This window comes from Rhizobium lusitanum (assembly GCF_014189535.1).
In the GTDB taxonomy this organism is placed as follows: Bacteria; Pseudomonadota; Alphaproteobacteria; order Rhizobiales; family Rhizobiaceae; genus Rhizobium; species Rhizobium lusitanum_C.
Genome location: NZ_CP050307.1, coordinates 1,344,652 through 1,356,890, shown reverse-complemented (window position 1 = coordinate 1,356,890; position 12,239 = coordinate 1,344,652). Strand labels below are relative to the sequence as shown.

Genomic DNA, 12,239 nt, shown 5'->3' with positions numbered 1-12,239 from the left:
CTTTGTTGGAGCGATGGCGGGGCTGTCGCGGTTTCACCATGACGCTCCCAGGGCTTCGTCGGTATCCCGCGCTCTTGCAGGCATCCGATCGTACGCCGCTACATCCGGCTCCGCGAAAGCGGCGAGACCCAGCGAGGCGAGGATGGCTTGTCCCTCGTCGCTCCGATGCGCGTGAAGAAGCGCATGCTTGAGCGCCAGAACCGTGTCCGACGGCACCTGCCGGGAGGCTACGAGCAGCGGGAAGGGTGCGGGCTTGGTCGTCGCGACGATGCGAAGCGGCGCGATCATATCCGGCTCATGCATGTCCAGCAGTTGATAGGCATAGGCATCGATCGCCCCGACATCGATCGTCCCGCTGCGGATCGCTTCCACGACGCCGCGCGGGTTGAGAAGCGGGCCGACCGTGTCGCGCACTTCCTTCGCATAGGGCTGTGTGGCGAGAAATTCTCGCGGCGCATTATAGCCGGACTGCGAATCCCGCACCGTCCACCCCCATCGTGCCGTTGCGAGATCGGCACTCTCGAAGGCCGTATCCCTGGCGGCTACGATATGGCTTGCATAGACCGGCTGCCCGCCGGACCAACTCGCGACCGAAATAGGCGCCACGAGCGGTATTGGCCGCTGGTCGGCGGCTAGCTTCGAAAAGGGGAAGCCGCACATGAAGACGACGCCCATATCCGGCCGTTCCCAGAGCGCGGAAAGAGGCGCGGGAGCAGCGTGGGGAATCACCTCAAGCCTGACACCGGATTGCGCACTGAGCCACGTAAAAAAGCCGTCCCAGAGCCCGGTTATCTTCGGGCTGAGATTATACATTCTCGAGCAGGCTACGGGCGGGGAGGCGGTCCTGGTCATTGCCGGTCACGCAAACCGTAGGCGCTGGCCGATATTCATCCGCTTGGCCTTGTCGACCATGGCCGCTCCCAGCGCGACATCGGTCGTGCTGAGGCCGCGATGCCAGAAGAGGATGGTCTCGTCGTCGCTCTCGCGGCCGGGCTTCATGCCGGCGACGATCTGGCCGATTTCGGCGTGCAGCGTTTCCGCCGTCACCTTGCCCTCGTCGACATGCCGGCGCAGAGCGCCATAGGGCCGGCCGGGGCCGCACTGGCCCCAATCGTCGACGACGACCTTGTCCATGATATCCGTCAGGTCGAATTCCAGCGCGCTCATCGTGCCGTAGGGAACGACGAAGGCGCCCTTCTTGACCCAGGAGGTCTTGAAGAGCGGCGTCGGCTCCGGCAGGCGGCTTGCCTCGACCAGAATATCGGCGTCCTTCAGGCAGTCTTCCCAATTGTCAGTGACGATGATTTTCTTGCCAAGATCCTTTTCCAGCTTGGCGGCGAAGGCGTCGCGGCTTTCCGGGCGGCGGGAATGGATGCGGATTTCGTCGAAATCGAAGAGATGGTCGAGCAGGCGGACATTCCAATAGGCGGTGCCGCGCGCGCCGATATGGCCGAGCACCTTGCTGTCCTTGCGGGCGAGATGGCGCGCGCCAATGGCGGTGACCGCGCCGGTGCGCATATCGGTGATCGCGGTGGCATCGACGATCGCCTTCGGCACGCCGGTATGCGGATCGAAAAGGTTGAGCACCGCCAGTTCCGACGGTAGGCCCTGCTTGTAGTTATCGACGAAATCGCCGACCACTTTGACGCCGGCATAGCCGAGCGATTTCACATAGCCGCGCAGCACGTTGAAATGCCCCTTGTCGGAACTTTCGGGCACGAGATGCACGCGCGGCTCGATCACCGTCTCACCGCGTCCCTGTGCATCCAGTGCCTTGCTGACGGCATCGAGGATTTCGTCATTGGTTAGCGCCAGTGCCTTGGCATCGATGGCGTTCAGATAGTCGATCCAGATTTCCTGCATTCCCGTTCTCCAGGGATGCCGCCGATGGCGGTCACGTCGATTGCTGCAAAATTACCGGTAATGGTGCCGGAAGGGAGCGCGGCGGGCTCAAAGCCCGCCGCGTTCCAGGACGATCAGGGAAGCAGGCCCTTTTCCTTCAAGAAGGCTTCGGCCACGTCCTTGGGTTCCTCGTGGTCGTTCTCGACCTTGGCATTGAGGACACGCATCGTCGCATTGTCGAGATGGGAGCCGAGTGCTTCCAGCACGTCTTTCATCTTCGGATTGGCATCCAGAGCCTGCTGGCGGACGACCGGGGCGAGGTAATAGGGCGGGAAGAGCCCCTTGTCGTCGTCGAGGGCGACCAGTCCCTTCGAGCCGATCTGCCAGTCGGTGGCGGCACCGTTGACGACGTCGATGTCCTTTTGAGCCAGCGCATCATAGCGCAGGCCGAGCTTGGCGAACTGCTTGAATTCCTTGAATTCCGCGCTGTAGACACGCTTTAGGCCCGGCAAACCGTCCGCACGGTCGGGAAATTCGGCGCCGCCACCGAACACGAGCGTGCCCGATACCTTGGCGAGATCGGACAGCGTCTTCAGCTTATCAGCGTCGGCCGTTTCCTGGCGCACGACGATGACGTAGCCATTGTTGATGCCGGTGGGTTTTAGCCAGGTGAGGTTGAACTGCTTTGTGTAGAAGTCCTTGACCTCGTTGTAGACCTTGTCCGGATCCGTGGACATCGTCCCCTTGACGACGGCGGAAAGCGCCGTACCGGTATATTCGGGATAGAGGTCGATTGCGCCGGTCGTGAGCGCCTGTTGGGCAATCATTGTGCCGCCGAGATTGATCTTGCGCTCGACCTGGAAGCCGGCCTTTTCGAGAAGAGCCGCATACATTTCGGCAAGGATATATTGCTCGGTGAAATTCTTGCTGCCGACCTTGATGGGGTCCGCAGCTGCCGCGGGCTTGAAGGCGGCGGTAGCCATCACGGCGGCGGCGATGGCGGACAGGATCGATAATTTCATCTTCATTCCCCTCTGGTTAAATGCGGTGAATCAATATTGATATTGCTGCAAAATCAGTTTTGGTCTTTTCAATTCCGGCCCGTCAGGCGGAGTTCCGGATGAGTTCGGATATGCGTTGGAAGTCCGGACCCTGGGCGCGATCCTCGCTGAGCGGCGGCACATGTTCGCGAATTTGCCGATAAACCTCCCGCGTGCCGGTGCCGAGTTCGTTCTCCACGCCGCGCAGCTCCACGGCCTGGGCGGCTGCGATCAGCTCGATGGCAACGAGATAGCGCAGCCGCTCAATGATCGCTTCTGTCTTTGCAAGGACGCTTGGCGCCATAGATGCCTGATCCTCGACGCCATCGGCCACCGGGATCGGCGTGAGCGAGATCGGCGCGGCGAAATGGCGAATTTCCGCCTCGAGCGCCGAGACGGTCTTCTGGGCGGTGGCAAAACCCGTCCGGCTCTGGCCGAGCGGCGTCAGGAATCGCGGCAGGTCCGACATGCCGGCCGACATGATCTTCATCGTGCGATAGGCGGTCCCCGCTGCGCAATGCGCCAGCGCCTGACCGAGGCGTTCCCATGCCAGCACGAAGGCGGTCATGTCGAAATTACCGTGCGACAGCATCAGACCTTCATCAATCAGCACGACCGGATTGTCGCCGGAGCTGGCGATCTCGATCTGCGTTATCTCTCTTGCCTCGCCGATGGCGTGGAGGAGGGCGCCTGAGACCTGCGGCGCGCAGCGGTAGCTTAAGGGATCCTGCAGCCGCCGCGCCGCGCCATCCGCCAGTAGCGAGCTTCCGGCCAGCAGCTCGCGAAGCCGCGCGGCCGCCTCGCGCTGGCCGAAGGCCGGCCGTGCCGCCAGCGCCCGGTCGTCGAAGGCCGTCACATTGGCGCGGAACGCCTCGAAATTCAGAGCGATGGCGGCAAGCGACCAGGTGACCAGCTGTTCGATATCCTCGAGGCAAAGGCAGGCCTTGCCAACGGACAGGCTATTGGCGACGACGATCGCGTGCCCGTCCTTCGGCGCAAGACGAAGCGGTTCGAGCCCGGCTGTCATCAGCGCCTCGCCGGCTGCCATGACAGCGCCACCGATTTCCGCTTCGCCGTCGCCCAGAAGTGCTCTGCCCATATGCGCCAGCGGCGCAGAGTCGGCCGCCCCGATTGAGCCGAGGGAAGGCACAATCGGGTGGAAACCGGCATTCAGTGCTTCCACGAGACCCGAAAACACCGGCAGCGACACGCCGGAACCGCCGGCGGCCATTCCGGCGATCCGGACGGCCATCATCGCGCGCACGACGTCTCGCGGAAGAGGAGCGCCGACGCCAACGGCGCGGGCCTGTGGGACACGTAGCTGGAAGGCCACGAGATCGTCGGTCGCCAGACGCGTATCGACGCCCGCACCGAGCCCGGTCGTCAGGCCGTAGACGGGCACGTCGGAGGCAGTGTAGCGATCGACAATGGCGCGCGCGGCAAGGATCTTGTGTTCGACATCGGTGGAAATCGTCACCCGGGCATTCCGCCGCGCGATGGCGGCGATATCGCTCACTGTCGGAGCGGCTTCCGTGAAGGAGACGATGTTGCCGGCGGTGGTCATCCCTGCCTGCCCTCCAGAAGAGCGAGCGGCTTTGCTCGTCCCTTGCCGGAGCGCGCTTCCAGCCGGTACTTGTCGCCGGGATAGGAGAGCAGGGCGCAGGTGACGACGGCATCGCCGGACCATGTGCGGCGGAAGACCCTGAGGCAAGGCTGATCCGGCTTCATGCCGAGCAGTTTCCGGACCATGGCGTCCGGCTTCATCGCTTCGACGAAATGTTCGAATTCGGTGATCGGTGCAACCCGCGTCAGATATTCGTTCGGGGTGATCTCGTTGAAATCATTGGTGAGATAATCGGGCGCGACCACCGGATTGACATAACGTTCCTCGACCTGGATCGGCTGATTGTCTTCCAGATGCACGATCAGCGTATGCATGACCTCAATGCCCGGCTCCAGATCGAGCGATTGGGCGACGCTTGCATCCGCCTTGATGCGGTCGGCAATCAGCACCTTGGCGGTATGGCGATGGCCACGGCTCGAAATCTCCTCGGCGATGTTCTTGATCTGCAGCAGGTCGATATCGTGGCGCTGCGAGGAAACGAAGGTGCCGAGGCCGGCGGAACGCGTCAGCACGCCTTCGAACATCAGTTCGCGCAGCGCCCGGTTGGCGGTCATGCGGCTGACGCCGAAGGAGGAAACCAGCTCGCTCTCGGAAAAGACGCGATCGCCCGGCTTGAGCTTGCCCTCGGCGATCAAGCCCATGATCTTTTCCTTGATGCGCAGATAATGCGGCGCGTCGCCCGCCGGTTTGGGTTTCGGTCCAGTCACGCCAACCTCGCAGTTCCATAATCGAGCGCCGTGACAGCACGCGCGGGCACTCGAGCCCGGAAACGTATGTCCTGGCCTTTTTGCCAAATATCGAATTCCAGCCGATCGCCGGGAAAGACGACGGCGGTGAAGCGGGCGGCGATGAAGCCGACATCCGCGATGTCATTCGTGCCCAAAGTTTTCCCGATCGCATAGCCCGCATGGCCGAAAGTGCACAGACCATGCAGGATCGGGCGCTTGAAGCCCGCCAGGGCCGCATAGTCCGGATCGGAATGAAGCGGGTTGAGATCGCCGTTCAAGCGGTAGAGAAGAGCGGCATCCTCGGGCACGACGATTGCCAGGTTCGCATCCGGCTTGCGGTCGGGGAGGGGCGCCAGCGGTTCCGGCGGCGTTCCCGCCGATCTGCATCCGCCGTCGTCGCGACAGGCATTCGTCTGCACGATGGTTGCGACCGGCGTCTCCTCCGCTTGGGTGAGGATCGTTCGCTCGAACGTCGCGAACATGCCTTTTTCCGGCCCGCGATCCACGACCGACAGCATGCGTGAACGCGATTTGAGCGGGATGTCGAGGGGAAGCGGACGATGGATCGTCAGCCGATGCTCGGAGTGAACGAGGCGCTGCCAGTTGACGCCCGCGTCCTTCATCCAGGCGCCGGCATGGGCAACGACGTTGGCGAGCGTCGGCGTGGGGCGCAGATCATGCTCCTGCAGCCGCTGCAGATGCGCCGGATCGAGAGGGGCGGCGCCATAGCCGACGGTCAGCGCGTAGAGAATGGCGTCGCGTGCCGTTACCGTCTGCCGGGCTTCCGGAATGGGAAAATCCATGAGCGCTTGCAGCGAGACGGTCATGGTCACGCTCCCGACTTGGCGGTAGGTTTGCGCACGCCGCCCGCCAGGCGAATGCCGCCATCGATGGAGAGCAATTCGCCGGTGACGAACTCCGCGCCCTCGACCAGCCAGACAACCGCGCCGGCGACATCTTCGGGCGTTGCGACACGTCCGAGCGGCGCTGTGCCGGAAAAGCGCGCGGCGAGCGCGTCATAAGCGTCGGTTCCGAGCGTCTGGCGCATCCAGCGGGTATCGATGACACCGGGGCAGACCGCGTTGACGCGGATCTCCGGGCCGCAGGTGCGGGCAAGCGCCATGGTCAGCGCGTTGAGCGCGCCCTTGGAGGCAGTATAGGCAAGCGAGGTGCCACCGCCGGTGAAGGCGACATTCGAGGAGACGTTGACGATCGCGCCGGCGCCGGTGGTGCGCATGGCCGGGATGGCGGCGCGGCACATCTGGTAAGCGCCAACGACGTTGACGCCGAACACCGTCTGGAAATCCTCTGCTGAGAGGGTTTCGAGATCGAAGGGATCAGATTTGACGGTAACGGCAGCGTTGTTGACCAGCGCATCGAGCCGGCCCCAGCGCTCCACGGCTCTGGCGACCATCGCGCGGCAGGCGGCATCGTCGGACACGTCAGCTTGAACGAGTTCGACCTCAGCGCCAAGCATCTCGCAGGCGGCAGCGGTTTCCTCTGCCTCGTCACGGCTGCGGCTGTAGTTGACGACAACCCTTGCTCCCTTTTCGGCAAACATGCGGACGCAGGCGGCGCCGACGCCGGTCGCCGATCCCGTGACGATGACGACGGAGCCATCAATCTTCATGGGCGAGCTCCTTCATCGCGGATGGATGGAAGAGGCGCGTGTCCATTTGCCTGAGCTGGTTGGCTACCGCGACGCCCGGCGGCAGGCGGTCGATGACATGAGCTTTCACATCGATGCCGGGCGCGACTTCCGTCAGTGTCAGCCGGCCATCGATGACGTGAAAAACGGCGCGCTCGGTGATGACGATCTGTTTTTGACCTTGCGGAGCGGCGCTAGGATCGGAGCTTACCTGCGCCACCTTGTCGACGATCTTGCAGAAACGGCCGTCCGCGATGATCGAAAGCTTGCCATCCTCGACCCGGATATCGGCGCCGCCATGTGAGAACGAGCCCATATAGACGACGGTGCCGGCGGTCTGGGAAATATTGGTGAAGCCGCCGACGCCGACGATGGACTTGCCGAAGCGGCTGACATTCACCGCCCCGCGCACATCGACCTCCGCCATGCCGAGGAAAGCGACATCGAGGCCGCCGCCATCGTAGAAATCGAACTGGGAGGCTTGCGGAATGATGGCGCTCGGATTGATCGCCGCGCCGAAGGAAAGCTCCTCGGCCGGAATGCCGCCGATGACGCCGGATTCGATGGTGACGGTATAGTCGTCATAGGCCTCTTCGCTGGCGATACGGCCGATCCCCGCCGCGATGCCGATGCCGAGATTGATCGTCGCTTGGCTGTGGCCGAGCAGTTCCTGGAAGGCCCGGCGCTGGATCACCTTGTCGACGGAAAGGGGCAGCGGTGGCAACTGGCCGGCTGCGGCCCGGAAGCGGCCGGTATAGGCGATATTGTCGGTTTCGCCGAAGCTCACGCCATGTTGGGCGGGATCGTCGCAGACAACGACGTAATCCACCAGCATTCCCGGAATGCGCACATCGGCAGCCGCCAGCGAGCCGCGTTCAGCGATGCGTTTCACCTGAACGATGACGATTCCGCCGGAGTTCCGGCCGGCCTGCGCCATGGCGAGAACGTCGACAGGAAAGGCTTCATCCTCCATCGTGATGTTGCCGTCCTCGTCAGCCGTCGTACCACGCAGAAGGACGCAATCCAGCGGCATAGAGGGATAGAGCAGCCAGTTGCGGCCGCGCAGACGAACCCGCTCGACCAGCTCGGTCGTTGTACTCTGGTTCATCCGGCCGCCGCCATGCAGTGGATCCATGAAGGAGCCGAGACCGATATGGGAGATGACGCCCGGCTGGCCGCTGGCGATGGCGCGATAGAGCTGGGCGATCACGCCCTGCGGCCAGCAATAGGCATCGATCTTTTCCGTCAGCGCCAGTTCGCCGAGCCGGGGAGTGCCGCGCCAGCCGCCGGCAATGACGCGCTTGACGAGGCCTTCATATCCGAAGTGGCCCATGCCGCGTGTCTTGCGGTCGCCGGCGCTGGCGGCAAACAGGAGCGTGAGATTGCGGGGAGCCCCCTCCGCCAGGAAGCGTTCCTCGACGGCGACGGAAATGGCTTCGGGATGGCAGCATCCTCCGAAAGCGGAGGCGGCGACGGTCATGCCGTCTTTCAAAAGAGCCGCCGCATCATTCGAAGTGATGATCTGCATAAACGCATCCATTTAAGGGTTGGCTGTATATACAGGCATAGCGAATGAGCATTTGCAAGGCAATAATCGATGCTGATTAAAAGTTTAGCAGTCGGCTGCGAAGGCCGGTGCGGCGCGCTGTTTACGGACGCTGGAGAACCGAAGATTCTCCCCTTGAGTGCGTCATTAATAATCAAATCGATGGTTTTTATCAAGTTGCGACACTGAGGATTTTCCGTCTAGCAAGGGGCTCGGCGTTCGGGGCGCATTCGCAATGCCAGACATTTAAATGCAGGGTTTTGCATATTAAATGGGCACGTCACCGGTTCGGCTAAAATTTTTGCCACCCCAGTTGCGTGGCTGTCGGTTTCGTGTAACCTGTATATACAGGTGGAACAAAAACGGGTGAGCCAGGTTGATCACTTTCGAGAATGTGACGAAGCGCTATCACGGCGATGTTGTGGCGGTGAACGAACTGTCGTTCACGGCGCCGACCGGTAAATTGACAGTGCTTGTCGGGCCGTCCGGGTGCGGCAAGACGACATCGCTGCGCATGATCAATCGCCTCGTGGCTCCGAGTTCCGGCACGATCCGGCTGGGCGACGAGCCGACATCGCGGATGGATGAGGCAGCGCTTCGGCGTCGGATCGGCTATGTCATTCAGCATGCCGGCCTCTTCCCGCACCGGACGATCATCGACAATGTCGCGACGACCGCCCGCCTGAACGGCACGCCGAAAAAGCAGGCCCGCGCCATTGCGCTGGAGTTGCTCGAGCGCGTCGGTCTCTCGCAAGGCTTTGCCGATCGCTATCCCTGGCAGCTTTCGGGCGGCCAGCAGCAGCGCGTTGGCGTGGCCCGCGCTTTGGCGTCCAATCCGAAATTCATGCTGATGGACGAGCCCTTCAGCGCGGTCGATCCTATCGTCCGCACACAACTGCAGGACGAGTTCCTGCGTCTTCAGCGAGAAATGGGCAAGACCATCATCATGGTCACCCATGATATCGACGAGGCGCTAAAGCTCGGCGATCAGGTCGCGGTCCTGCGCGTCGGCGGCGAACTCGCGCAGATCGCGACGCCGCAGGAGTTGCTGACGAAACCGGCCGATGCCTTCGTCGCCAATTTCGTCGGCCGCGACCGTGGCTATCGTTTCCTGGGCTTCGTCGGCGCCAATGGCCGGCTGACTGTCAAGACCGAGCCGACCGCACGCCTCGGCGATACGCCGGAAGCAGCGCGTGGTGCTACCAAGGATCGCTGGCTGCTGGTGACCAATGAGCGCGGCGAACCGGTTGGCTGGACGGAACCTGCAAGCCTGCAAGGGCCAATTCGGATGGGCGACCTCAATCTCAGCGGCACGCTCGCCTCGGCCGACGGCTCGCTACGACAGCTTCTCGACGCGGCTTTGAGCTCGCCCAGCCGGCGCGGGGTCGTCGTCGACGACAAGGGCCAGCTGATGGGCTCCATCGGGGTCGCGGATCTGGTTGCTTTGCTGGACGGATCGGAAGATCCGGCCGCTCCGGTAAAGGGAGCGGACCATGCGGTTTGACTGGCTGCTGCGTGAGTCCGGGAACATTGCCAACCTGTTCTGGTGGCATGTCGGCCTTTCCGTCATTCCCGTTATCGTCGCCCTCATCCTTTCGCTGCCGCTCGGATGGCTGGCGCATAAAAGCGGGCTGTTCAAGTCGGCAATCCTCGGGGTCGCCGGCCTGCTATACACCATCCCGTCGCTGGCGCTGTTTGTCCTCCTTCCTCTGGTGCTGCACACGAAGATCCTCGATCCGCTCAACGTGGTCGTGGCGTTGACGGTCTACTCGCTGGCCCTGCTTGTGCGCACAGTCAGCGATGGCCTCGGCGCTGTGCCTCCTGATACGCTGCAGGCCGCCACCGCGATGGGGTATCGGTCGTTCCAGCGGTTTTTCATGGTCGAGCTGCCGATTGCCGTGCCTGTCATCGCCGCGGGTCTCCGCGTAGCGCTCGTATCCAATGTCAGCATCGTCTCCGTCGCGGCATTGATCGGGACGCCACAGCTCGGGCTGCTGTTCACGCAAGGGCTACAGCTTCGGTTTGTGACGCCGCTGATCGCCGGCATCGTGCTCTGCTTGTTGCTTGCCGTTGTCCTCGATGGTCTCGTCATCCTGCTCAATCGCTGGCTGACGCCCTGGCGTCCGAGAAAGGTGTGAGATCATGATCGACTGGTTTCTCAATCCAGCGCAGTGGCACGGTTCGGGCGGCATTCCGACCCTTTTGGCGCAGCACCTGCAATATAGCTTAATCTCTCTTTTCATCGCGGCACTCATCGGCCTACCCGCCGGCCTCTATGTCGGGCATACGGGCAAGGGAACATTCCTGATCGCCGGTCTTGCGAACGCCACGCGTGCCCTGCCGAGCCTCGGCCTGATCGTACTGCTGGTTATCCTTGTCGGGCCTTATTTCAAATCGGACCTGGCCTATCTGGTGCCGAGCATTGCCGTCCTGGTGCTGATTGCGGTGCCGCCCATCATGATGGGCGCCTATTCCGGGATCACCTCGGTGGATCCGGCTGCTGTCGATGCGGCCAGGGGCATGGGTTACCGACCGCTCGCCTTGCTGCTCACCGTCGAGTTTCCCTGTGCATTGCCGCTCATCTTTTCGGGCTTCCGTAGTGCGGCCTTGCAGGTGATTTCGACAGCGACAATCGCCGCCTACGTCTCACTTGGTGGCCTCGGGCGGCTCATCATCGATGGCCGTGCCCAAAACGACTACATGCAGATGGCCGCCGGCGCCGTTCTCGTGGGTGTTCTCGCCCTGATCGTCGACCTGTTCTTCGGCCTCGCATCCAGGATCGCAGTCTCGCCCGGCTTGACGCGCCGGACTGTGAAAGGCGTCGCCATCCGGCGCCAACTTACAAACGAAAAATAACGGAACAGCTAGGAAGAACGATGATGATAAAGCGAAACATGCTTGCAATCGGCGCCATTGCCATTTCTGCCCTTCTTGCGGTCGCTCCGCTCGCGCGCGCCGAAGACCCCTTGTCCACGAGCACGCCACGCTCGGATGCGGATACGATCATCGTCGGATCTGCGGACTTCCCGGAAAGCCAGCTCCTTGCCAAGATCTATGCACTGGCGCTTGCCGCCAAGGGCATGAAGGTGGACACGAAGCTGAATATCGGCAGCCGCGAAGTCTACATGCCGGCGCTGCTCGATGGTTCGATCGACCTTCTTCCCGAATATGCCGGCGCGACGCTGAGCTATCTTGATAAGAACGCGACTGCGCATGCCCCGAAGGATGTCGTCGAGGCGCTCGGCAAGGTATTGCCGAAGGGCGTGTCGATGCTGACGGCATCCGATGCCCAGGATTCGGACGTGCTGGCCGTCACCGAAGAAACCGCCAAGAAATACTCCCTGACGTCGATCGAGGATCTGAAGCCGGTCGCCGGCGAACTCGTTCTCGGCGGTCCGCCGGAATGGAAGACCCGCAAGGAAGGCGTTGTTGGCCTGAAGGACGTCTACGGCCTGGAATTCAAGGATTTCAAAACCCTTGACGTAGCCGGCCCGCTGACGCTTTCGGCTCTGACCAACGGTCAGGTCCATGCCGCTGATATGACCTCGACCGATCCGGCGATGAAGGCAAGCAAGCTCGTCGCGCTGAAGGACACGAAGAACCTGTTCCCGGCGCAGAACATCCTGCCGATCATCGCGACCAGCAAGGTCAGCGACAAGGTCACCGCAACGCTCAACGCCGTCTCCGCCGCGCTGACGACCGAAGATCTGATAGAGATGAACGGTCGTCTCGCCAATCAGGAAAGCTTCGACACCGTTGCCGGCGATTGGCTGACGAAGAACAAGCTGAACTAATCGATATCCCGGCGGCC

At 62.4% G+C, this 12,239-nt stretch carries 12 protein-coding genes; 4 read left to right on the top strand and 8 right to left on the bottom strand.

Translation table 11 applies throughout. The features are described 5' to 3' along the window. Positions 1–33 precede the first annotated feature (33 nt). The 8 genes from HB780_RS09270 to HB780_RS09235 form a co-directional block, all read right to left on the bottom strand. The gene (locus tag HB780_RS09270; RefSeq protein ID WP_183687116.1) at positions 34–813 is read right to left on the bottom strand and encodes a phosphate/phosphite/phosphonate ABC transporter substrate-binding protein; all 780 of its coding nucleotides are present in this window, start codon (positions 811–813) and stop codon (positions 34–36) included. 45 nt (positions 814–858) lie between these two features. Next, positions 859–1,863, bottom strand: a complete 1,005-nt coding sequence (locus HB780_RS09265; protein WP_183687114.1) for an ornithine cyclodeaminase family protein — start codon at positions 1,861–1,863, stop codon at positions 859–861. Between the two features lie 113 nt (positions 1,864–1,976). Further along, a complete protein-coding gene (locus tag HB780_RS09260) occupies positions 1,977–2,864 on the bottom strand; it encodes a glycine betaine ABC transporter substrate-binding protein (RefSeq protein WP_183687112.1) in 888 nt (295 codons plus the stop codon). An 82-nt stretch (positions 2,865–2,946) separates the two neighbouring features. Further along, a complete protein-coding gene (locus HB780_RS09255) occupies positions 2,947–4,446 on the bottom strand; it encodes an HAL/PAL/TAL family ammonia-lyase (protein ID WP_183687110.1) in 1,500 nt (499 codons plus the stop codon). Next, positions 4,443–5,213 (bottom strand): histidine utilization transcriptional repressor HutC, encoded by a 771-nt coding sequence (hutC, locus tag HB780_RS09250; RefSeq protein ID WP_183687108.1) that lies wholly within the window; start codon positions 5,211–5,213, stop codon positions 4,443–4,445. Before hutC ends, HB780_RS09255 begins: the two co-directional genes overlap by 4 nt. Continuing rightward, a complete protein-coding gene (locus HB780_RS09245; protein WP_183687106.1) occupies positions 5,210–6,061 on the bottom strand; it encodes a MaoC family dehydratase in 852 nt (283 codons plus the stop codon). Before HB780_RS09245 ends, hutC begins: the two co-directional genes overlap by 4 nt. Positions 6,062–6,063: 2 nt before the next feature. Beyond that, positions 6,064–6,864: an SDR family NAD(P)-dependent oxidoreductase gene (locus HB780_RS09240; protein WP_183687104.1), complete on the bottom strand. Its 801-nt coding sequence runs from the start codon at positions 6,862–6,864 to the stop codon at positions 6,064–6,066. Next, a complete protein-coding gene (locus HB780_RS09235) occupies positions 6,854–8,410 on the bottom strand; it encodes an acyl CoA:acetate/3-ketoacid CoA transferase (protein ID WP_183687102.1) in 1,557 nt (518 codons plus the stop codon). The genes HB780_RS09240 and HB780_RS09235 overlap by 11 nt, the downstream gene beginning before the upstream one ends. A 394-nt stretch (positions 8,411–8,804) precedes the next feature. On the opposite strand from HB780_RS09235, the gene HB780_RS09230 reads away from it, so the two are divergent. Genes HB780_RS09230 through HB780_RS09215 form a run of 4 tightly spaced genes read left to right on the top strand, consistent with a single transcriptional unit; the run spans position 8,805 to position 12,222 of the window. Beyond that, positions 8,805–9,932, top strand: coding sequence for an ABC transporter ATP-binding protein (locus HB780_RS09230; protein WP_183687100.1), 1,128 nt, complete (start codon positions 8,805–8,807; stop codon positions 9,930–9,932). After that, the gene (locus tag HB780_RS09225) at positions 9,922–10,566 is read left to right on the top strand and encodes an ABC transporter permease (RefSeq protein WP_183687098.1); all 645 of its coding nucleotides are present in this window, start codon (positions 9,922–9,924) and stop codon (positions 10,564–10,566) included. The genes HB780_RS09230 and HB780_RS09225 overlap by 11 nt, the downstream gene beginning before the upstream one ends. A gap of 4 nt (positions 10,567–10,570) precedes the next feature. After that, entirely contained in the window at positions 10,571–11,284 is a 714-nt protein-coding gene (locus tag HB780_RS09220) for an ABC transporter permease (RefSeq protein WP_183687096.1), read from the top strand. A gap of 23 nt (positions 11,285–11,307) precedes the next feature. Beyond that, entirely contained in the window at positions 11,308–12,222 is a 915-nt protein-coding gene (locus HB780_RS09215; RefSeq protein WP_183689666.1) for an ABC transporter substrate-binding protein, read from the top strand. Positions 12,223–12,239 lie beyond the last annotated feature (17 nt).

Excerpts from the sequence above, each read along its gene's own strand:
- HB780_RS09235 (WP_183687102.1), bottom strand. The coding sequence starts at position 8,410 with ATGCAGATCATCACTTCGAATGATGCGGCGGCTCTTTTGAAAGACGGC.
- HB780_RS09225 (WP_183687098.1), top strand. The coding sequence starts at position 9,922 with ATGCGGTTTGACTGGCTGCTGCGTGAGTCCGGGAACATTGCCAACCTG.
- HB780_RS09265 (WP_183687114.1), bottom strand. The coding sequence starts at position 1,863 with ATGCAGGAAATCTGGATCGACTATCTGAACGCCATCGATGCCAAGGCA.
- HB780_RS09220 (WP_183687096.1), top strand. The coding sequence starts at position 10,571 with ATGATCGACTGGTTTCTCAATCCAGCGCAGTGGCACGGTTCGGGCGGC.
- HB780_RS09240 (WP_183687104.1), bottom strand. The coding sequence starts at position 6,864 with ATGAAGATTGATGGCTCCGTCGTCATCGTCACGGGATCGGCGACCGGC.
- HB780_RS09245 (WP_183687106.1), bottom strand. The coding sequence starts at position 6,061 with ATGACCGTCTCGCTGCAAGCGCTCATGGATTTTCCCATTCCGGAAGCC.
- HB780_RS09260 (WP_183687112.1), bottom strand. The coding sequence starts at position 2,864 with ATGAAATTATCGATCCTGTCCGCCATCGCCGCCGCCGTGATGGCTACC.
- HB780_RS09255 (WP_183687110.1), bottom strand. The coding sequence starts at position 4,446 with ATGACCACCGCCGGCAACATCGTCTCCTTCACGGAAGCCGCTCCGACA.
- HB780_RS09215 (WP_183689666.1), top strand. The coding sequence starts at position 11,308 with ATGATAAAGCGAAACATGCTTGCAATCGGCGCCATTGCCATTTCTGCC.
- HB780_RS09270 (WP_183687116.1), bottom strand. The coding sequence starts at position 813 with ATGTATAATCTCAGCCCGAAGATAACCGGGCTCTGGGACGGCTTTTTT.